A 19,712-nucleotide genomic window follows, 5' to 3' on the forward strand; every position below is an offset into this window, starting at 1 on the left:
GACTACCATTCAATCTCATCGACATCCACGATATGTTCATTTTTCTCTATCTTTTGAATGGTTCCGCTCTTTACGGTAATGACACGGTCTGCCATTGCAGTCAGTGCCTGATTATGTGTAATTACAATGACGGTTTTGCCTTGTTTTCTGCAAGTATTCTGCAGCAGTTTTAAAACGGCTTTTCCGGTATTATAATCCAGTGCGCCTGTCGGTTCATCACAAAGCAGCACCTTCGGATTCTTTGCCAGTGCTCTTGCAATTGCTACTCTCTGCTGTTCTCCACCGGATAGCTGTGCCGGGAAATTGGCTTTCCGTTCACTTAAGCCCACCTCATCTAAAACTGTTGCTGCATCTAACGGTTCCTTGCAAATCTGTGCTGCAAGTTCAACATTTTCCAATGCTGTAAGATTCTGCACCAGATTATAAAACTGGAATACAAATCCCACATCATATCTCCGGTAACTGGTAAGCTGCCGCTTATTATATGCTGAGACTTCTTCTCCATCCAGATATACTTTTCCGGTGGTCAGATAATCCATTCCTCCCAATATATTTAATATTGTTGTCTTTCCCGCTCCGGACGCTCCTACGATAACGCAGAATTCTCCCTTTTCTATTTCAAAATTCACATCATGTAATGCTTCTATCGTAACTTCTCCGGTTTTATATACTTTACTTACATTCTGAAAGGATACAAATGCCATTTGATAGCTTCCTCCTTTTATTCTGATTATTCAGGTGATTGTGCAAACGGAAAGTTATAAAAACCGTCTTTCCGGTTGCTTTGGCTGAATCGCTGCACTGTCCGTCGAAGACAGATGCCACATAATGCCTGCAAGGGACACTGGGAATTTCGTTATCGTATTAATTTCATCCGGCAACCGGCACAAATTCACATCCATGTTCAGTTGTGCCTCGCTGGTACATCCCTGTACCAGCGTTGCCTGTTTCCTGACGAAATTCCCAGTGTCCCTAACAGCCTTTATCAGGCATCTGTACTTCGACGAACCATGTAGCAATTCTTACAAACATCGGAAAGATAGTTCTGATGACAAAATCTATCCCATTCACAATCACCTGTTACCTGCTTATTGTAATGGTAGCACAATCTTTTCACTTTTTGAAATTAAATTTTTCTAAAGTCAAAAAATCCACTTTCTTAGAATCACAGTCAGAATCTGCTATTCTAAAAAAGTGGATTATACATTCAAATATCCGAAAAATTTTTTCTTATAACAACGGAACTATCACTGCATCAAACATACAATTTAAACTCTCTTCATATATCTCCTGATACGTGCGGTGAAAAGTCTCAGTAATTGCCATTGCCTGCTTTGGTACTTCTTCGTAAAGTCCAAATGCCGCCTCATATACTTCCGGATTCTTATCGTAAAATGCTTCTGTCATGGCATTTTCAAATTCAAATCGTGCGCCCTTGGAAAGATGCTCTTTAAAATCCTCTTTCCGTACATTTTTCACATAATCATCCTGAAATATATTTAATCCTTCTGCCTTGACTAATTCCTCTAAGCCTTCTTTTACATCTTCGTAAGTCATGGTCTTGAAATTCTCTACAAAGAATTTGTCAAAGGTCTCCTTATCCGGAAACTGCTTTGTTAAGCTCTCCATCTCTTTTTCCTCCTGTCTTATACCGCATGCAAAATCATGCGTTCCCGATATACCACTTCCATATGGTCTAATACTCTTCTCGCCCGCTGATACTGGTTATAATGTGTGCTGATAACGCAGACTTCCTTCGCCCCATTATAAGCAACTCTCTTATAAAATGGAACTCTCACCCAGTTCTGTGTAAATGGAATCTCATGGCTTACCAGTGTCCGCATCATCTGACTGCTGACTCTGGCATTGGTAGTTCTGCATAATTCCACATCCCGGTCAATATTTTTCCCCATGGTCTTCGGTTTGTTCTTCTTCATAATAATACCCTGTCTCCTTCTATTTGTCCATGATCTGAATCTCTACGTTCTTCCCCAGACAGCCTGCTACCTTCACCAGAAAATCCAGACTTGGATTATATCTTCCGCTCTCCAATCTGGAAATATTGGATTTCTTCGTGCCTGCCCGCTCTGCAAGCACTTCCTGGGTAATATGCTGTTCCTTGCGCACCGCCTTCAACTGACGCACCACATCCGAACGCGTCGACTGCTCCCTGCTCTTATTCTTCTCCATTTCTCACCTCAACAACTGTCTCTATGTTATCATATATGATAACTTATTGTCAACGAAAAAGAGCCTCAAAAAAGGCTCTTTTTGAACTATTCTTCTATCTGACGCAGCACCTTGCGGAACTGGAAATAGAACAGTACAGACGTAAAGCTTACCGCCAGTACATCCGCTACCGGCTCTGCCATATAAACTGCCATTGCCTGATTGCCGGTAAAAATGTGCGGCATAATATAAATAAGCGGCAGTAATAATACGAATTTACGCATCACCGCTACAATAATGGAAGATACTGCTTTTCCCAGTGATGTAAATGCCATCTGACACGCCATCTGGATTCCGAATATCATAATTGCCATAAGATAAATCCGGAGTGCATTTCCCGTATATGCAATCAGTGCCGCATCCGAAGTAAACATGGCTGCAAATGCTCTTGGAAATGCCATCACCAATGCCCACAAAACAAAGGAAAATCCAACATCAATTTTCAATAATAAGAAATAGGCTTCTTTTACCCTGTCTGCTCTTTTGGCTCCATAATTATAGCTGATAATCGGCTGCGCTCCCTGACCCAATCCCTGTAACGGAAGTAGTGCAAACTGCATGACACTGGTTAATATGGTCATGGCTCCTACTGCCATATCTCCGCCATATCGTAATAACGAAGAATTAAAGCAGACTGAAATCACGCTCTCGCTTGCCTGCATAATAAACATTGCTGTTCCAAGTGCAATACTCGGCCAAATAATATTTGCCTGCAAAACCATATTTTTTCCTTTCAGGCGAAGATGCGTTTTCTTTCCGCATAAGAAAGCCAGCACCCAGATACAGGAACATGCCTGAGAAAGAACCGTTGCCAGCGCTGCTCCTTTTACACCCATTCCAAATCCAAAGATAAATACCGGATCCAGCACAATGTTAATCACTGCACCAATCAGTACCGACAGCATACTGGTTCTGGCAAATCCCTGCGCCGTAATAAATGCATTCATCCCCAGGGTCAACTGCACAAAAATCGTTCCTATAGCATAAATATTCATATAATCAGCAGCAAAAGAAATCGTATTTTCGCTGGCTCCAAATGCCAGAAGAAAGCCTCTGTTTCCAGCCAGCAGAAATGCAGTCAGTATCAGCGATACAATAATCTGGGTGCAAAAACAGTTCCCCAGCGTTTTTTCCGCCTTGTCCTTCTCTCCTTTTCCCATAAATATGGTTGCCCGTGGAGCACCACCATTGCTAATCAGTGCTGCAAACGCAGATACTACCATAATAAGCGGCATGCATACACCAACTCCGGTCAGTGCCATTGCACCATCCCCCGGAATATGGCCGATGTACATACGGTCTACTATGTTATACATCATATTAATCAACTGGGCTGCAACGGTAGGCAATGCCAGTTTTAATAACAGCTTTCCTACCGGTTCTGTTTCTAAAAATGTTCTGTCATTGGTCTGTTCCATGTAATTCTCCTTACCTTCTACTCGCGTAACTACGGGAAACACGCTTAGCGAGTTTCTCGAGTTATCGCGGTGCTCGCCAAATCTGAACAGAAAAGAAGTTCGCCAAAGCGAGCTTGGCTCCTTCTTTTCTCCCAGATTTTTCTCGCTACTCGCGTAAAAAAAGAACCGACCTGTAGTCGATTCTTTTCCAAAATTTTAATGCCGGCAGCGGGACTTGAACCCGCACGTGGTTGCCCACAACAGATTTTGAGTCTGCCTCGTCTGCCATTCCGACACGCCGGCATTTATTCGGTTCCGTCGAACCGAACAAATGAAAGTTTATCATATTTTCTAATAGATTGCAAGTTTATTTTTCCGGGTCTTTCATATTTTTCAAAATATCAAAGCAGTCAAATGTTGCAAAATAATCCTTCGGTGTCTCTGCACGACGGATAAGCTGTACGGAGCCATCTTCCTTCAGAAGTAACTCAGCGGATTTTAATTTACCATTGTAGTTATAACCCATGGAATAACCATGTGCTCCGGTATCATGAATTACCAGATAATCGCCCATGTCAATCTTCGGCAACATACGGTCCACGGCAAATTTATCATTGTTCTCACAAAGAGAACCGGTTACATCATATTTGTGGTCGCATACGCTGTTGTCCTTGCCAAGCACGGTAATGTGATGATATGCACCATACATTGCAGGACGCATCAGGTTTACTGCACAGGCATCCACACCAATGTATTCCTTGTGTGTATGTTTCTCATGAATTGCCTGCGTCACAAGGCATCCATAAGGTGCTAACATAAAACGGCCCATCTCAGTATAGATAGCTACATCATCCATACCTGCCGGAACTAAAATTTCATCATAAACCTTGTGTACGCCTTCGCCGATAACACGGATGTCGTTTGGTTCCTGGTCTGGTGTATAGTTCACACCAACTCCACCGGAAAGGTTGATAAAGCTGATATGGCAGCCTACTTCTTCTTTTAATTTAACAGCTACTTCAAAAAGCTGTTTTGCAAGCATCGGATAATACTCGTTGGTTACGGTATTACTTGCTAAGAATGCATGAATACCAAAATTCTTTGCACCTTTTTCTTTTAAAATCTTAAAGCCTTCAAATAACTGCTCCGTTGTAAATCCGTATTTTGCATCTCCCGGATTATCCATGATACCGTTGCTCATTTTGAACACTCCGCCCGGATTATATCTGCAGCTGATGGTCTCTGGAATCTTACCGATTGTCTTCTCTAAGAAGTCGATATGGGTAAAGTCATCCAGGTTGATGATTGCGCCAATCTTGTCTGCAAATTTATATTCATATGCAGGGGTATCATTGGAAGAAAACATAATATACTTTCCGTCAAATCCCTGGGAATCAGCTAACATCAACTCTGTCTGGGATGCACAGTCGCAGCCACAGTCATACTCTTTTAAAATGTTTAAGATAAATGGGTTCGGGGTTGCCTTTACTGCAAAATACTCACGAAATCCCGGATTCCATGCAAATGCTTCTTTTACTGCCTTTGCATTTTCACGGATGCCTTTTTCATCATAAAGGTGAAACGGGGTTGGATATGTCTTTACAATTTCTTCAATCTGTTCTTTTGTCACAAATGGTTCTTTCTTCATAATAGTTAGTCTCCTTCACGCCTCAGCTAAGTAGTATTCTAAAATTCCCACTGTGACTTGTCAACCCGTCAAAGTAATTTTTATGCATTTTCTGTAATGCGTGGAAAGGTCAGCGTTACCTTAAAGAAATCTCCATCCACTAACAGGTGGAAGCTTCCATGCATAAGCTCCGTCAGGCTCTGGGCAATGGATAATCCAAGACCGCTGCCTTCCGTATTTCTGGAGCTGTCTCCCCGGACAAAGCGTTCCTGCAGTTCCTCTCCCGTCATATGCAAAGGACTCTTGGAAATATTTCGAAACACGATGGAAACATTTCTCTCATCCTGCTCTAAGTCAAGATATACTCTGGTTCCCGGCTGTGCATATTTATAAATATTATTCAACAGATTATCAAAAACTCTCCACAGATGTCTTCCATCTGCCAGAACAGAAAGTTCTTCTTCGGGATGATGAATCACAAGCTCTAAATTCTTTGCCTGCAGCCGTTCCTCATATTCGCCCGCTGCCTGTGTCAACAATACCTCCGGCACACATTTTTCCCAGTTGACTTTTAACACACCGGAGGATGCCTTGGATGCTTCAATTAAATCTTCAATTAATTTCTTTAACCGGGCAGACTGTCGTGTCAGCACTTCCAAGTATTCCTGCACCTTCGGATTTTCCACATCCTCTTTGGTCAGCAAATCCACATAATTAATAATAGAAGTAAGCGGTGTTTTAATGTCATGGGATACATTGGTGATAAGCTCTGTTTTAAAATGCTCGCTCTTCATCCGCTCATCCAGTGCTGTCTGCATTCCGCTTCCAATCTGATTCAGATGCTCTGCATAATTTTTAAATTCTCCACGCATATGGCTGGTGTCCATCTGATAATCATAGTCACCCTCTGCAATCTTCTCACCACCCTGCTTCAACTGATTGAGATTTGCCAGTATGATGCAGAATATCAGGAAAAGTGCTGCCTTTTCTACCAGAAATACCAGGAAAATCCACTCCCAGTTGTAACTGTCTTCCAGCATCAGAACACCGATAAATTCTATGAAAGTAATGCCCAGTGCAATCACTACACCTTTATAAATAAACGGCATATGCTTTTTAATATAAGACAATGCCTGTTTCAGCCATTTTACAAACCGGCATAACAGCGTGTTTCTCCACAACGTCTTTGTCTTATGCCTTACTGAGCAGCTCATGAGAAATACTAAAAGCAGGGTTGCTGTCAATACTGCCAGTATCACAATGGCAGCAAAGGAGCCTATGTCCGTTCCGTAAAATCCCCATATGTTTCCAAAAAATCCTGCCACACAGGCTGCAACGATATAAAGCATCAGTCCATAGAGTTCCAGCGGAATCTTATCGATAAAACTTCTCTGTATTCTGCCCTCTTCATCCTTCTTTCCGGCAGTCCGTACCAGCGTAACCAGTAAAATAACTGCTCCAATTGTACTTACTGCAAGTACCGCAAAGATTGCATAGCGGGTCTTATATGCAAAATCAATATATTTCATTTTAAAATACAAATCATCATGATAAGTCAAATCCCCCAGCGGGAAGAATGCCACTGCATAAATATCACCTCTTGAAAGATTTGCATCCTGTTCTTCTACTTCCGTAAATATCTGCTCCGGACTGTTTAAAACATCTATGGTAATTCCCGGATAACAATAACTGTCATAATTTCCCACGATTGCCATGTATTCCGGAATGACGCTTGCCAGATTTCCGTTTTCTATGGTACAGATTCGTTCCACGGAAGTATCTACACTCTTTTTAAATACATAAAAATTAAAGTTCGTCTCATCAGCCAGGCTGTATGCACAAGACCGCGCATCCTCTATATCATAATTTACAAAGTCTGAAAAAATTTCTGCTGCCAGACAGGAACCAATCTGCTCCTGAAAGTCTGCCGCTGTTTCCTTCTGGCTGTTTCGATAGATCTGGCTGTCTATCATTTCCAGCGTAAATACTGCAGATAAAAATGCAATTGAAGTCAGTAAAATAAATGCAATGACTGCGCTTGCTCTTCTGATGCTTCTTTTTTTCTTTTTCATGGCGTGTTTCCTCTTTCCATCTTATAGCCCTGTCCCCACACCACTTTTAAATATCGTGGATTTGCAGGGTCATACTCTAATTTTTCCCGAAGATGGCGAATATGCACTGCCACTGTACTTTCTGAGCCAAACGGCGCATCTTTCCATACTTTGCGATAGATATCCTTTGGAGAAAATACAACTCCGGGCTGTTCCATAAACAGTTTCAAAATATCATACTCTGTAGGGGTAAGACTCACCGCATCTCCGTCCAGCGTCACAACCTTGGCACTGTCATCTAATTCAATGCCACCGATGGCAAGATTCTTCTTTGTCATGTTTCCACCTCCCAGCTGCATATAACGGCGCAGCTGGGATTTTACTCTTGCCTGGACCTCCACCGGATTAAATGGCTTGGTAATATAATCATCTGCTCCCACCATAAGTCCTAAAACCTTATCGTTGTCTTCACTTTTTGCAGTCAGGAAAATCACAGGGACATTGCTGTTCTCACGAATCTTCACCATGGTCTGGATGCCGTCCATTTCCGGCATCATAATATCCATGAGCACAAGATGTATCTCTGTTTTCTGCATCATTTCAATTGCTTCCCGACCGTTATAAGCCTCGTAAATTCCATAGCCATCCGATGCAAGATAGATTTTTAACGCGGACACGATATCCGGTTCATCATCACATATCAATATGTTATACATTTTCTTTTCCCCTTTCCAAGTACACCATTATTGTATCGAATGAACCTTTAAGAACCAAGGCACCAAGTCTTTAAGATTTCTTTAACATCACGCAAATACTGTCTGTATCAACACCATATAAAGCACGGTTCCCACACCGATGCTCAGTAAATTATTTCTTTTCCACACATGTAAAACGATAACTACGAAAACTGCAATAAATTCCGGCAGACCAAAGGGAAACTTCACTACATTTACTGCCTTTAAGCAGTAAATAACAAGCATTCCCACAACTGCAGGCGGCAGCACTTTTCCAAGATATTTTACGATTTCCGGAATTTCTTTTTTCCCGCTGAATAATACAAACGGAATTGCCCTTGTTGTAAATACAACCAATCCGCAAACCACAATAATTAATAACGACCGTTCCACGCTAATCGGCATTTTCCGCTACCTCCTTTTCTTCCATCACCTTACGACCGGATAAAAGAATTATCATAATACAAATCATGGATGGCAGAATGAAATTATCACTGCCAAAGATAAGCAGGCAGATAAGGGATGCTGCAATTCCGGTCAGCGCCGGCAAGTGATTCCTGCTGGTCAGCCACTGCTCCACAAAAATTACGACAAACAATGCTGTCATGGCAAAATCAATACCCGTTGTGTCAAACGGAATCAGCGTTCCGGCAATGGCTCCGATGGCAGAGCCAATAATCCAGTAAAGTTGGTCTAACAACGCAATGGAAAATAGGAATTTGTGCTCATCCACGCCCTCCGGCACTTTTGTAATAAAGAATAAGGAATAGGTCTCATCTGTCAGGGAAAAAATCATATATAATTTCTTTTTTCCCATATCACGGAATTTTTCTATTAAAGACAGTCCATAAAAGACATGCCGGATATTTACCATAAATTCTAAGAATATAATCTGCAGGAAACTGACTCCCGGTGCAAAGAAATTAACAGCCAGATACTGTCCGCTTCCGGCGTACACCAAGATACTCATCAGAATTGCCCAAAGAAAATTGTAGCCTTTTTCCTGGTACATCACGCCAAATGCAATTCCTATAAAAAGATAACCTGTCAATACCGGTATCGTATACGGAAATGCTGCCTTCACTGCTTTGACATAGCCATTTTGTTTCATTCTGTAATCCTTCTTTCTAATTTGCCCTTTCTACATCAAACACAATAACTCTACAATATGAGACTTCAAAAAACAAGTTTTTTATGCTATACTAGAATAAATTGTAATTTTAATACACAGCCTGGAATTCGCATCTTAATGAGAAAGAAGAATTTCAGATTATGAAAGGAGTTCTATCCATGCAGATTGATCCGATTACCGCTGCGCTTGGAAGTACCGCTGCTTCCACAACCTCTGTAAACGGTGTAAATAATTTTGAATCCTATTTAAATAATGCAGGCAACAATTCCCTTGCATCTATCTTTCAAAAAGCCTCCGATACCTATGGTGTCTCTGTTTCTCTTCTGACCGCCATGGCAAAGCAGGAATCCAATTTTCAGGCAAATGCCACTTCCAAATCAGGAGCCATGGGCATCATGCAGCTAATGCCTTCCACTGCTTCTTATTTTGGCTGTACCGACCCTTATGACCCGGAACAGAATATTATGGCAGGTGCCAAATATATCAGCGAGCTTTTAAATAAATACAACGGAGATACCTCCCTTGCTCTTGCCGCCTACAATGCAGGCAGCGGCAACGTAGCAAAATACGGTGGAATTCCTCCATTTAAAGAAACCCAGAATTATGTAGCCAAGATCACCGGCTATATGCAGGAAGGTGTCACTCTTCCGGACGGAACAGCCGTTGCTGCAAGTTCAAACAGCAATGCTGCCTACAATGCAGGCACTATAGATAATTCCCTTTCTGTCAGCCAGTGGGATTCCCTTGAACAGGATGCCCTGCAGGATATTCTTGACCGCTTCTTTAATTATGATGATTATTTACGTTTTTTGAATATGTTTATGAAATTTATGTAAGATGACTGCAAAAATGCAACCCGGATATTTGTTGCTTCCTAAAAAGCATAGTTTTAGGGGCATTACAAATATCCGGGTTGTATTTTTTTTGCGGATTCCTGGAGGAGCTGGGAATTCTGGCTTCGCTGACTCTCGTCAGGGTAAAAGGCTGGCATTTCTGCGGTTTTTTACCCAATTCAAAGATTCTTACAGCTCCTTCATCATTTCCTGTACTAACTTTGCACAATGCTCTGCTGCTTTCTTTTCAAAAGTTGGATAATCCTCCTGTGCAGAGCCATCTGCTTTATCTGAAATTGCACGAATGACTACATATGGGATGTTATTTAAAGTTGCTGCCTGCGCGATGGAGGCTCCCTCCATCTCCGTACAGTCCGGATGAAATTCTGCAATCAATGCATCCTTTATCTCTTTGCTGGAAATAAACTGGTCACCACTTACTACGCGGCCTTCTGTTACATGAATATCCGGATTTACTTTTTTACATACCTCTACGGCAGTCTTACACAACTTTTCATCTGCCACAAAAGCAAGCTGCTCTAATCCCGGAATCTGTCCTTTTGTATAGCCTAATGGTGTCACATCCATGTCATGCTGAATAGCATCCTTAGATACTAAAATATCTCCGATATCTAATACAGGATTCAAAGAGCCTGCTACACCGGTATTGATAATATGTGTTACATCATATAAATCTGCAAGAATCTGCACGCACATTGCTGCATTTACTTTTCCTACACCGCACTGTACCACTACTACCGGCATTCCTTTTAAATTACCCTCATGAAATTCCATGCCGGCTTTCTTTGTAATCTGGTCTGTATCCATATTTTTCTTTAATGTTGCTACTTCTAATTCCATAGCTCCGATAATTCCGATTTTACTCATGTTTTCTTTCCTCTTTCTGCCGATTTCCTACTTATGCATTACGCAATACATTTTTCATATCTGCTTTAAAGCAAATTTTCCAAGCATTCTCTACGCCGGATAATTCAGATGCGCATCATCAATATGATAGAGCACATTGTTTAAATAGCGGTCTGCCAGATAGTTTGCCATACCAAGGTTCATATCAAGATAGTTGCCGCAGTCTTTTGGACTCGCACCCGGTACTTCACCTTTAAAGTCACGGATAAACTCAAACATGCGAATCATCAGTGGCACAATATCTTTGGATGTATAATCTCCTGCCAGCAGCAAATAAAAGCCGGTTCTGCAGCCCATCGGTCCAAAGTATACGGTTTTGCTGGCATACTCTGCGTCATTTCTTAAAAAGGTTGCGCCAAGATGCTCTATGGTATGCACCTCTGCGGTATTCATAACCGGTTCATCATTCGGTGATGTCATTCTTAAATCAAAGGTTGTTACTGTACTGTCTCCTACGGCATCCTTTCTTGATACATAGACACCCGGCTGCAGTTTAATATGGTCAATTGTAAAGCTTGCGATTTTCTCCATGTGCTTCTTCCTTCTTTCTCTTTTTTCAGAGTAAATTTATCATGCATTTTCTATTGTGTCAAATTTTCTAACAGTAACCCACAAGATTTCTTGCTACTCACCTGCAGAACCTGCCACCGGCAGCTTCTTACGGATGCGTTGCAGCGTAAAAAAGTAAGATGCATACTCTTCGTACACATCTTACTTTTTATCTCCACCATCCTTTATGCGGTAATATTTTTTCCGTTTTCCTGAATGCACTTTGCATACCAGTAATAGCTGTCTTTTGGGATTCTCTTAAAATCTCCGCTGCCGTCATCATGTCTGTCCACATAAATGAGCCCGTAACGCTTCTTCATTTCGCCGGTTCCGGCACTGACAATATCCATGGCTGACCAGATGGTATAGCCGAACAGGTCTACACCGTCCTCGATTGCCTCGCCCATTGCTGCGATATGGTCATTGAGATAGGAAATACGGTAATCATCGTGGATGCTTCCATCTGCACCGACTTCATCCGGTGCACCAAATCCATTTTCCACCACCATCATCGGAAGATGATAGCGATCCCAAAGTTCATTTAATGTATAGCGCAATCCCTTCGGGTCTATCTGCCAGCCCCACTCACTGGCGGTCAGATACGGATTCTTGGCTCCCTCCAAAAGATTTCCATCGGTCTGCTCTGCTGCATCATCTATCGTGGCACAGTTTGTCATGTAATAGCTGAAGGTATAGAAGTCCACACAGCCTGCTTTTAAAATTCCATCATCCTCCGGCTCCTTCTGAATCGTAATTTGATGTTCTTTAAAATAACGGTTCATATAAGACGGATAACTGCCGAACACGGCTACATCTCCGGCAAATTTATTTAATAGCCGGTCTTTGTGCTGGCACTCTAACATATCTTCCGGCCGGCAGGTCAGCGGATACTGCGTAATGTGTCCAATCATACAGCCCACTTTTATTTCCGAGCTGATTTTCCTTGCTTCTATCACCGTTTTTGCTCCGGCAATAAACTGGTGATGTAATGCCTGGAATCTTACTTTTTCGTCTACGGTCATGGATTTAAGAGAAATGAATGCTTCCCCGCCGAGATATTTCCCATCAATCAGCCCCAGCGACTTATAAGCACCCATTGGCATTACGCCAAAGTTAATCTCGTTAAATAAAAGCCAGTAATGTACCTCTTCTTTAAAATAATTCATTACACAACAGGCATAACGAACAAAATCATCAATTACTTCCCTGTTTGCAAAACCACCCTTTTCTTTTACCAGATACCACGGCATTTCAAAGTGGCTTAATGTCACCACCGGCTCTATGCCAAAGGATTTGCACAGAGTAAAAATATTCTTATAAAAGGAAAGTCCTTCCTGATTTGGCTCCTCTTCGCATCCGGTTGGAAAAATTCTTGCCCAACTGATACTCATGCGATAACATTTGCAGCCCATCTCCGCCAAAAGGCGGATATCTTCCTCATAATGATGATAATGGTCTACCGCATCATGGCTCGGATAGAATGCTCCTTCTTCCATGGTACTGCGAAACATCCGTGGTCTTCCGATTCCGCCACCTTTTATATTGTCCTGTATGGTAAGTCCTTTTCCTCCTTCTAAATATCCTCCTTCGCACTGGTTCGCAGCAGTGGCTACGCCCCATAAGAAATTTTCTTTAAATTCCACTTACACTCCCCCTATCGCTCTATTTTCCTTCCGAGGAATTCACCCAGCCGCTCATCAGAATATATGAGATTTACAGTCTGATAAAAATGCTGATAACCGTCTCCTGCAAAAGAATGGAATGGTGCATCCTTTTTATAATTCTCCTGCAGTTCCCATTCGAAACAGTCTATCAAATCTGTCAGATAATTTTTCTGAATCGGAATAATGTCATGTGCCGGATAAATTTTATAATCCTCTGTTACTTTTAATGCCAGCTCCTTCAAGCTGTGAAGTGTACTCCGGAAGGGAGCCTGCACATCATTTCCCTGAAAATGCCAGATGTTGTGTGCAGATATCTGGTCTCCGGAAAAGAGCCATTTTTTCTCCTCTTCCAGAAGCATAATATGTCCATAGCTATGTCCCGGCGTATGTAATACCGTAAATTCAATATCTCCCAGCGAAATCTTGTCTCCATGACAGAGAAAATGAGGTTTCGTCTTACTGCTGATTCTCCACTCCGGGAACTCTTCCGGTATCAGTTCTTTTGTCCAGGGCATTTTATTTACCCTGTAATCCATTGCTTTTTTACGCATCTCTGTAGTGTCATTCCAAAGAAGCTTTCCCCAGTCCAGCGGATGTATCCACACTTCATCAAACCATTTGCTTCCAAGACCATGATCCGGGTCACCGTGGCTTAACACCAGCATAACCGGCAAATCTGTAATTGTACGAACCAGTGGCATGATATTTTCATAGCCATAGCCAATGTCAAAGAGCATTGCCTTATCACTTCCTATAACAAGATAACAATGCACACTCTCTGTCTCCGTAATCACATAAAGCTGATCCGATATTTTTTCCACTACATTCAGACTTTTTTCCATTAAGCTGCTTCCTCTCCATAAATGCTGTCATCAAATCCTAACACCCAGGTTGATACAAAGCTTACTACAATGGTAATTGCTGCTGCAGCAATTGCAAAATAGAAGTTGCTCATCGTTCCATCCGGATTTAAGAAAATCGGCATTGTAAAGAAGGATGGAGCGCCGAAGCTGTATACTCTTACGCTGAAGATTGCACAGAAGATTGCGTTTACTATACATGCAATCCAGGTAGCAATCAAAGGTTTCTTCATTCGTACACAGATTCCATAAAGGGTAGGCTCTGTAACTCCTGCCAGGAATGCTGTAATTGCACAGGAAGATGCCAGTGTACGAAGGTTTTTATTTTTAGTTTTTAACATACAAGCTAATGCTACACCGAACTGTGAGAAGTTCATTCCGATAAATGCAACAAATAACATATTATCATATCCTGCTGTTGCAAACATGGACATTACAAGCGGAATCAATGCAAGATGCATTCCGGTTAATACTAAAAGTGGTGCAAGACAGCCAACAATTAATACAGAAGACCAAGGTGCTACATTATTGATTGCAGTCAGTGCTTTGCATAAAAGGTCTCCACAATAGCTTCCGATTGGTCCGGTAATACATAACATAACTGGAATCATGATAATAACAGACAGTAACGGTTTAAATACAAATTTAACTGCTGCTGGAACAATTTTAACTACCAGCTTCTCTACATAGCTGAAGATCCAGATGGTTAAAATAATCGGGATTACGGTAGAGCTGTAATTTACTGTTTTCACCGGCAGTCCGAAAAGTGATACAAAGCTTCCCTGCTCCGTTAATCCAATCAATGTCGGACTAATCATAATTGCACCAAGGAAAACACTGGTCATAATATCACAGCCGAATTTCTTGGCAGAAGTATATGCCAGTAATACCGGCAGGAAATATAATGCTGCATTTCCAACCATGCTGACGATGGTATAGGTTGTGCCTTCTGTACTCAGTCCGCACTTGGTTAAAATAATCAGTAATGCTGAAATCAATCCACTACACATAATCAGTGGAATTGCCGGTCCTAAAATGGCAGAAAGCACATTGAGAATTTTTGATACAATTCCATTTTTCTCCGGTGCTGCATCTGCTTTTTCAACCTTCTTGCCATCACTGCTGTTTTCAATCTTATGCTTTGCTACAATTGCAGCATAAGCGGATGCTACATCATTTCCAATGATAACCTGAACACCGCCAACACTTTCTACTACACCCATGACATCCGGCAGCTTCTTGATTCCTTCCAGGTCTGCCTTAGACATATCTGCAAGCTGAAAACGAAGTCTTGTAGCACAGTGAAACAGCTTGGTAATATTTTGTTCTCCTCCCAGCCGGGTAATAATTTCATCTCCCAGCTTCTCATAATTTTTTCCCATAAACATTCTCCTTTCATAAATGACCCGCATTTATTTTGTTAAGCTTATTATACCGTGCTTTTATGTTTCAGGAAATTTATACTTTTGCGTCACTAATAGCGAAATCCTCTGCCTAGCTCTGTCCACCTAACAGCTCTTTTACATAGTCAAAGAATTCTATCATATCCCCTTCTCCGCCATAATGTGCTGCAATAACTTCTGTAATCTGCTTACCGCCATAAGAAAATGGCTTTTTAAGATAAATGCGATAAATCTTATTTCTGCCATCCTGCTCATGGTCAATCATAGAAAGACGGTTGCTTCCGATGGTCTCCTTCGACACCTTCTGTTCCTGATATTCATAGCCGATTCTTTTCTTTAAATCATCAAAGTCTGCCACTTCTTCTATCAAGTACAGACTGTCCTTTGTGCCATATTTTTTCCGGAGCTTTTCTTCCTTTTCCTTCCAGTAGTTATTTTCAAGCTTATCAACATTTCTCCCCAGCCGCATAATCTGCTCATTGTCTGCAAAGAGATCGAGATAAGTAAAGGAAGTATCCTTTAATACCAGCTCCTTTTCCGATGTAATCCGAAGCTGGTAATTCCGGCAATACCGCTCCTTTCTCTGTTCAAATAAATATTCCGGGATAACTGTTATCTCACTGATTCGCTCCCCTAAGAAGCCTTTTAATTTATTCTGCACATTATAAATGCTGCTGGCACTCTGGTCACTGATAAATAAAATATCCGGCTTTCTTCTGTTCCGTTCAATGGCAGATGCAAAATAGAGCACCAGATAGCCCATTTCCGCATCCGGAATCTCTGTATTTAAAACAGGACTTAAACAGGTTCTTAAAAGATGCATTTCCAGCGGATACCGCTTCGCCATTTCTTTAGTATGATTACCGATATTATTACGTCCATTCTGAATCCGGAGTTCCATTCTTGACACATGGTCTGATAAAACCTCTAAAAGGTCCCGCTCCACCTGCAATTTAAGTCCGGTTTCCTCCTGCACCCGCTGGATAAATACTTCTAATTTCTGCAGCATATCCAGTTGAATGTCCGTCTCCTTACAGACCATATTCAATTCCTTTAACCGTGCCTCTACATTCTGCTTTTCCTTCTCCTTAAACCGATAGGTGCACACCTTTTCGATTTCATCTACCAGCTCAGTAGAAAGTCTGCCAGGCATTTCAGTTGTGCCATCCTCTTCCCCTGTTACCGGAAATCCCATCTGGCTTCGCATCATGCATACTGCCAGATAACGTGCAAAATCATGATAGGCTTCTCCCGATACGATAAACTGGTTTCTGGTAAATACTTCTGCCAGAACAGCCTGTAACTTCTTCTGATTTTCTGCAAACTGCTCCATCTCTTCTTCCGAAAACAACATATGATAATCCTGTCTGCTCTGCATGGTCTTCATGCACATGATTCTCTTTACATTCTCCGATGCCTGAATCTTAAGTCCATATTGTCCGGATACCAAAAGATTTGCCCCCGGCGTGCGGCTTATAATCCGCTTTACCTGCGGCAGGTCAGAAGTTACAGATGACCGTGAAAAAAATAATCGCTCAGAAATCGTTCCAATACTGGTATACTCCTTTTCAAACAGCAGCAAAGTAATAATCTGCTTGGAATGCACATAGTTCTCCTGTCCGTAACTTTTCTGTTCCTGCTCTAATGCAATCTTATTTTTCAAAAGATACCCCAGCCGGTTATTAGACTGTATCAGAGGCTCTCCTGACTGTTTCTCATTGATTGCCTTAATATCCATCTGCAGTGTCCTGCTGCTCACCCCGATATTTTCCCGCAGAAGGGAACCACTCATCCAGCCATCTGCACTTTTTAAGACCGCTATAATCTTTAACTGTCTGTCTGTATACATTTCATCCTATCTCCTGATTTTCTTCCATTCTTCTATCAGCCGCTCCAGACTCCATGCAGCATTGGCAGGACTGGTGGACGGCAGCTTGCAGATTTCTGCCTTATCCTTACAGGAACAGTATTTCATAAATAATTCATATGCTTTTGCGCCATTTAGGAAAACAGCCTCGATGGGAGCCTCCGTTAACAGCCGTTCAATATCATTTGCCACAACATTTGTTATGCTGCTGTCTGAAGATCCTGCTATGTCGCAGGATGCAATAACATCCCAGATAGCAATATGATTTTCAAGAAGAAATGCCTTCTTTTCTTCTATCGTCTCTGGGACCTCACAGCCGCATACTGCCGCCGTTACTTTCCAGAAGCGGTTTCTCGGATGGCCGTAGTAAAACCGGTTCTCTCTCGACTTGACCGACGGGAACGTGCCTAAGATTAATACTCTGGATTTTTTATCGTATACCGGGGCAAAAGTATGCATAACATGTTCTGTCTCCATCTTGTTTTCTCCTTTATAAAATGCTACACTAAAAAAGTTGAATTACCTTTACTATAAAATAGAATGACAAAATAATCAATTTTAAAGGACGATAATCATTATGTATATTCAATTAAATGGTCAGATTCTCTATTATGAAAAATATGGCGAAGGGCAGCCTTTCCTGCTCGTGCATGGAAATGGCGAAACCCACGAAATTTTTGATGTACTGATTCCGGAGCTTGCCGAACATTACACCGTTTATGCCATCGATTCCAGAGGTCACGGTCTTTCTGCTTCTCCAAAAGAACTTCATTACATGGATATGGCAGACGACATGGCAGCTTTTATTGATGCCTTAGAATTAAAGGCCCCTCTCTTTTATGGCTTCAGTGACGGCGGTATCGTCGGACTTCTCTTAGCTTCGAAATACCCGGATAAGCTCTCCAAGCTTATGATCAGCGGTGCAAACCTGACGCCAAAGGACATCAAAGGAAGAGACTACCGCCGCATCCGCAGGGAATGCAAAAAGAATCCGAATCCTTTTTCCACAATGATGCTCAATGAGCCAGATATCCAGCCGGTGGACTTACATAAAATCAAGATTCCAACCCTTGTCTTAGCCGGCGAAAAAGATTTAATCAAGAAAAAGGTTACAAAAAAGATTGCAGAAAATATTGAGCATGCCACTCTGGTTATTGTTCCGGGAGAAGGTCATGGAAGTTATATTGAACACAGTGATAAATTATATCCGCTTCTGTACTCTTTTTTAAACAAATAATCCATTGCAAACTTGAATTGCTGTGCTATAATAATTGCAGACCAAAATGAAAAAGGAGCTATTATGGAACATCTGATTATACCAAAAAATTATCAGTCTCAACTTAACCTGCATGATACACAGATTGCGATTAAAACAGTGAAAGATTTCTTCCAGAATCTGCTTTCCCTGCGTTTAAACCTTTCCCGTGTTTCAGCACCACTTTTCGTTGACCCTGATTCCGGATTAAATGATAACTTAAATGGTGTGGAACGTCCGGTTACGTTCACCATCAAAGAACAGAATGAGCGTAAAGCAGAAGTTGTTCACTCTCTTGCTAAATGGAAACGTTATGCCTTAAAGCATTATGATTTCAAAGAGGGCGAAGGTCTTTACACCGATATGAATGCTATCCGCCGCGATGAAATCGCAGATAATATCCACTCTATCTTCGTAGACCAGTGGGACTGGGAAAAAGTCATTGCAAAGAAAGACCGCAGCATGGAAACTTTAAAAGATACTGTCCGTACTGTATACAAATGTCTTCGTAAAACAGAAAAATATATGGCTATCCAGTACGATTATATTGAAGAGATTCTTCCGCATGATATCTTCTTCATTACCACTCAGGAATTAGAGGATATGTTCCCTGAAAACACTCCAAAGGAGCGTGAATATTACATAACCAAGGCAAAGGGTGCTGTCTGCATCTTACAGATTGGTGATGTCTTAGAATCCGGCGAGCGTCATGACGGACGTGCCCCGGACTACGATGACTGGTCTTTAAATGCCGACATCTTAGTATACTATCCTGTCCTTGATATTGCTCTGGAATTATCTTCCATGGGAATCCGTGTAGACAAGGCTGCGCTGCTCTCACAGCTTGATAAAGCAGGCTGCCCGGAACGTGCTAAGCTTCCTTTCCAGAAAGCAATCATTGATGGCAAACTTCCATATACCATCGGTGGAGGAATCGGACAGTCCCGTATCTGTATGTTCTTCCTTCGTAAGGCCCATATCGGAGAAGTCCAGTCTTCTCTCTGGCCGGAAGACATGTGCAAGGCTGCAGCAGATGCAGGTATCCAGTTATTGTAAAACGAACTATTCGTAAATATTAAATCCCCGGTATCATATCTTTTTCGGATATGATATGTACCCTCTTTACTGGACAACCAGTAAGGAGGGTGTTTTTATGCGTTATAGTTATGAGTTTAAACTGATGT

General features: G+C 41.7%; 20 protein-coding genes and 1 tRNA gene. 3 read left to right on the forward strand and 18 right to left on the reverse strand.

The window, feature by feature from the left end; genetic code table 11:
• Positions 1-2: 2 nt before the first annotated feature.
• The 11 genes from LKD41_RS12235 to LKD41_RS12285 form a co-directional block, all read right to left on the reverse strand.
• The gene (locus tag LKD41_RS12235; RefSeq protein ID WP_117840773.1) at positions 3-704 is read right to left on the reverse strand and encodes an ABC transporter ATP-binding protein; all 702 of its coding nucleotides are present in this window, start codon (positions 702-704) and stop codon (positions 3-5) included.
• Between the two features lie 526 nt (positions 705-1,230).
• Positions 1,231-1,629, reverse strand: coding sequence for a serine/threonine protein phosphatase (locus tag LKD41_RS12240; RefSeq protein ID WP_227701346.1), 399 nt, complete (start codon positions 1,627-1,629; stop codon positions 1,231-1,233).
• A 17-nt stretch (positions 1,630-1,646) separates the two neighbouring features.
• The gene (locus LKD41_RS12245; protein WP_022242418.1) at positions 1,647-1,937 is read right to left on the reverse strand and encodes a hypothetical protein; all 291 of its coding nucleotides are present in this window, start codon (positions 1,935-1,937) and stop codon (positions 1,647-1,649) included.
• A gap of 19 nt (positions 1,938-1,956) precedes the next feature.
• Positions 1,957-2,190 (reverse strand): helix-turn-helix domain-containing protein, encoded by a 234-nt coding sequence (locus LKD41_RS12250; RefSeq protein ID WP_227701347.1) that lies wholly within the window; start codon positions 2,188-2,190, stop codon positions 1,957-1,959.
• Positions 2,191-2,276: 86 nt separating this feature from the next.
• Positions 2,277-3,647, reverse strand: coding sequence for an MATE family efflux transporter (locus LKD41_RS12255; protein ID WP_227701348.1), 1,371 nt, complete (start codon positions 3,645-3,647; stop codon positions 2,277-2,279).
• A gap of 199 nt (positions 3,648-3,846) precedes the next feature.
• Positions 3,847-3,929: transfer RNA gene (locus LKD41_RS12260), tRNA-Leu, on the reverse strand.
• A 64-nt stretch (positions 3,930-3,993) separates the two neighbouring features.
• The gene (locus LKD41_RS12265) at positions 3,994-5,274 is read right to left on the reverse strand and encodes a diaminopimelate decarboxylase (RefSeq protein ID WP_227701349.1); all 1,281 of its coding nucleotides are present in this window, start codon (positions 5,272-5,274) and stop codon (positions 3,994-3,996) included.
• Between the two features lie 80 nt (positions 5,275-5,354).
• Positions 5,355-7,325, reverse strand: coding sequence for a sensor histidine kinase (locus LKD41_RS12270; RefSeq protein ID WP_227701350.1), 1,971 nt, complete (start codon positions 7,323-7,325; stop codon positions 5,355-5,357).
• Positions 7,322-8,020: a response regulator transcription factor gene (locus LKD41_RS12275; RefSeq protein WP_022242694.1), complete on the reverse strand. Its 699-nt coding sequence runs from the start codon at positions 8,018-8,020 to the stop codon at positions 7,322-7,324. Before LKD41_RS12275 ends, LKD41_RS12270 begins: the two co-directional genes overlap by 4 nt.
• Before the next feature lie 87 nt (positions 8,021-8,107).
• Positions 8,108-8,443: a branched-chain amino acid transporter permease gene (locus LKD41_RS12280; protein ID WP_022242693.1), complete on the reverse strand. Its 336-nt coding sequence runs from the start codon at positions 8,441-8,443 to the stop codon at positions 8,108-8,110.
• Positions 8,433-9,149 carry an AzlC family ABC transporter permease gene (locus LKD41_RS12285; protein WP_022242692.1) on the reverse strand — a complete coding sequence of 239 codons (717 nt, stop codon included), beginning with the start codon at positions 9,147-9,149 and terminating at the stop codon, positions 8,433-8,435. Before LKD41_RS12285 ends, LKD41_RS12280 begins: the two co-directional genes overlap by 11 nt.
• A gap of 161 nt (positions 9,150-9,310) precedes the next feature.
• Between LKD41_RS12285 and LKD41_RS12290 the strand changes: the two genes are divergently transcribed.
• Positions 9,311-10,006, forward strand: a complete 696-nt coding sequence (locus LKD41_RS12290) for a lytic transglycosylase domain-containing protein (protein ID WP_227701351.1) — start codon at positions 9,311-9,313, stop codon at positions 10,004-10,006.
• 186 nt (positions 10,007-10,192) lie between these two features.
• Here the strand turns inward: LKD41_RS12290 and LKD41_RS12295 are convergent, their stop codons facing one another.
• The 7 genes from LKD41_RS12295 to LKD41_RS12325 all read right to left on the reverse strand — a co-directional run bounded on the left by LKD41_RS12295 (position 10,193) and on the right by LKD41_RS12325 (position 17,750).
• Positions 10,193-10,891 (reverse strand): 5'-methylthioadenosine/adenosylhomocysteine nucleosidase, encoded by a 699-nt coding sequence (locus tag LKD41_RS12295; protein WP_227701352.1) that lies wholly within the window; start codon positions 10,889-10,891, stop codon positions 10,193-10,195.
• A gap of 90 nt (positions 10,892-10,981) precedes the next feature.
• The gene (locus LKD41_RS12300; protein ID WP_117946762.1) at positions 10,982-11,461 is read right to left on the reverse strand and encodes an S-ribosylhomocysteine lyase; all 480 of its coding nucleotides are present in this window, start codon (positions 11,459-11,461) and stop codon (positions 10,982-10,984) included.
• A 203-nt stretch (positions 11,462-11,664) separates the two neighbouring features.
• Positions 11,665-13,122, reverse strand: coding sequence for a glycoside hydrolase family 1 protein (locus LKD41_RS12305; RefSeq protein ID WP_227701353.1), 1,458 nt, complete (start codon positions 13,120-13,122; stop codon positions 11,665-11,667).
• A gap of 11 nt (positions 13,123-13,133) precedes the next feature.
• Positions 13,134-13,985, reverse strand: a complete 852-nt coding sequence (locus LKD41_RS12310; RefSeq protein ID WP_117696761.1) for an MBL fold metallo-hydrolase — start codon at positions 13,983-13,985, stop codon at positions 13,134-13,136.
• Positions 13,985-15,385, reverse strand: coding sequence for a PTS transporter subunit EIIC (locus LKD41_RS12315; RefSeq protein ID WP_227701354.1), 1,401 nt, complete (start codon positions 15,383-15,385; stop codon positions 13,985-13,987). The genes LKD41_RS12310 and LKD41_RS12315 overlap by 1 nt, the downstream gene beginning before the upstream one ends.
• 112 nt (positions 15,386-15,497) lie before the next feature.
• Positions 15,498-17,255, reverse strand: coding sequence for a BglG family transcription antiterminator (locus tag LKD41_RS12320; protein WP_227701355.1), 1,758 nt, complete (start codon positions 17,253-17,255; stop codon positions 15,498-15,500).
• A gap of 6 nt (positions 17,256-17,261) precedes the next feature.
• Positions 17,262-17,750, reverse strand: coding sequence for a DNA-deoxyinosine glycosylase (locus LKD41_RS12325; protein ID WP_117696752.1), 489 nt, complete (start codon positions 17,748-17,750; stop codon positions 17,262-17,264).
• A 100-nt stretch (positions 17,751-17,850) separates the two neighbouring features.
• On the opposite strand from LKD41_RS12325, the gene LKD41_RS12330 reads away from it, so the two are divergent.
• Both LKD41_RS12330 and asnA read left to right on the forward strand, forming a co-directional pair.
• Positions 17,851-18,510 carry an alpha/beta fold hydrolase gene (locus LKD41_RS12330; RefSeq protein WP_022242683.1) on the forward strand — a complete coding sequence of 220 codons (660 nt, stop codon included), beginning with the start codon at positions 17,851-17,853 and terminating at the stop codon, positions 18,508-18,510.
• Between the two features lie 63 nt (positions 18,511-18,573).
• The gene (gene asnA / locus LKD41_RS12335) at positions 18,574-19,584 is read left to right on the forward strand and encodes an aspartate--ammonia ligase (RefSeq protein WP_022242682.1); all 1,011 of its coding nucleotides are present in this window, start codon (positions 18,574-18,576) and stop codon (positions 19,582-19,584) included.
• The last annotated feature ends 128 nt before the right edge of the window (positions 19,585-19,712 follow it).

The sequence above is a fragment of the Roseburia sp. CLA-AA-H209 genome, from assembly GCF_020687575.1.
Classification (GTDB): domain Bacteria; phylum Bacillota; class Clostridia; order Lachnospirales; family Lachnospiraceae; genus Roseburia_C; species Roseburia_C amylophila.

Excerpts from the sequence above, each read along its gene's own strand:
- LKD41_RS12275 (WP_022242694.1), bottom strand. The coding sequence starts at position 8,020 with ATGTATAACATATTGATATGTGATGATGAACCGGATATCGTGTCCGCG.
- LKD41_RS12245 (WP_022242418.1), bottom strand. The coding sequence starts at position 1,937 with ATGAAGAAGAACAAACCGAAGACCATGGGGAAAAATATTGACCGGGAT.
- LKD41_RS12320 (WP_227701355.1), bottom strand. The coding sequence starts at position 17,255 with ATGTATACAGACAGACAGTTAAAGATTATAGCGGTCTTAAAAAGTGCA.
- LKD41_RS12300 (WP_117946762.1), bottom strand. The coding sequence starts at position 11,461 with ATGGAGAAAATCGCAAGCTTTACAATTGACCATATTAAACTGCAGCCG.
- LKD41_RS12265 (WP_227701349.1), bottom strand. The coding sequence starts at position 5,274 with ATGAAGAAAGAACCATTTGTGACAAAAGAACAGATTGAAGAAATTGTA.
- LKD41_RS12330 (WP_022242683.1), top strand. The coding sequence starts at position 17,851 with ATGTATATTCAATTAAATGGTCAGATTCTCTATTATGAAAAATATGGC.
- LKD41_RS12285 (WP_022242692.1), bottom strand. The coding sequence starts at position 9,149 with ATGAAACAAAATGGCTATGTCAAAGCAGTGAAGGCAGCATTTCCGTAT.
- asnA (WP_022242682.1), top strand. The coding sequence starts at position 18,574 with ATGGAACATCTGATTATACCAAAAAATTATCAGTCTCAACTTAACCTG.
- LKD41_RS12270 (WP_227701350.1), bottom strand. The coding sequence starts at position 7,325 with ATGAAAAAGAAAAAAAGAAGCATCAGAAGAGCAAGCGCAGTCATTGCA.
- LKD41_RS12315 (WP_227701354.1), bottom strand. The coding sequence starts at position 15,385 with ATGGGAAAAAATTATGAGAAGCTGGGAGATGAAATTATTACCCGGCTG.
- LKD41_RS12250 (WP_227701347.1), bottom strand. The coding sequence starts at position 2,190 with ATGGAGAAGAATAAGAGCAGGGAGCAGTCGACGCGTTCGGATGTGGTG.
- LKD41_RS12325 (WP_117696752.1), bottom strand. The coding sequence starts at position 17,750 with ATGGAGACAGAACATGTTATGCATACTTTTGCCCCGGTATACGATAAA.
- LKD41_RS12310 (WP_117696761.1), bottom strand. The coding sequence starts at position 13,985 with ATGGAAAAAAGTCTGAATGTAGTGGAAAAAATATCGGATCAGCTTTAT.
- LKD41_RS12295 (WP_227701352.1), bottom strand. The coding sequence starts at position 10,891 with ATGAGTAAAATCGGAATTATCGGAGCTATGGAATTAGAAGTAGCAACA.
- LKD41_RS12240 (WP_227701346.1), bottom strand. The coding sequence starts at position 1,629 with ATGGAGAGCTTAACAAAGCAGTTTCCGGATAAGGAGACCTTTGACAAA.
- LKD41_RS12235 (WP_117840773.1), bottom strand. The coding sequence starts at position 704 with ATGGCATTTGTATCCTTTCAGAATGTAAGTAAAGTATATAAAACCGGA.
- LKD41_RS12290 (WP_227701351.1), top strand. The coding sequence starts at position 9,311 with ATGAAAGGAGTTCTATCCATGCAGATTGATCCGATTACCGCTGCGCTT.
- LKD41_RS12255 (WP_227701348.1), bottom strand. The coding sequence starts at position 3,647 with ATGGAACAGACCAATGACAGAACATTTTTAGAAACAGAACCGGTAGGA.
- LKD41_RS12280 (WP_022242693.1), bottom strand. The coding sequence starts at position 8,443 with ATGCCGATTAGCGTGGAACGGTCGTTATTAATTATTGTGGTTTGCGGA.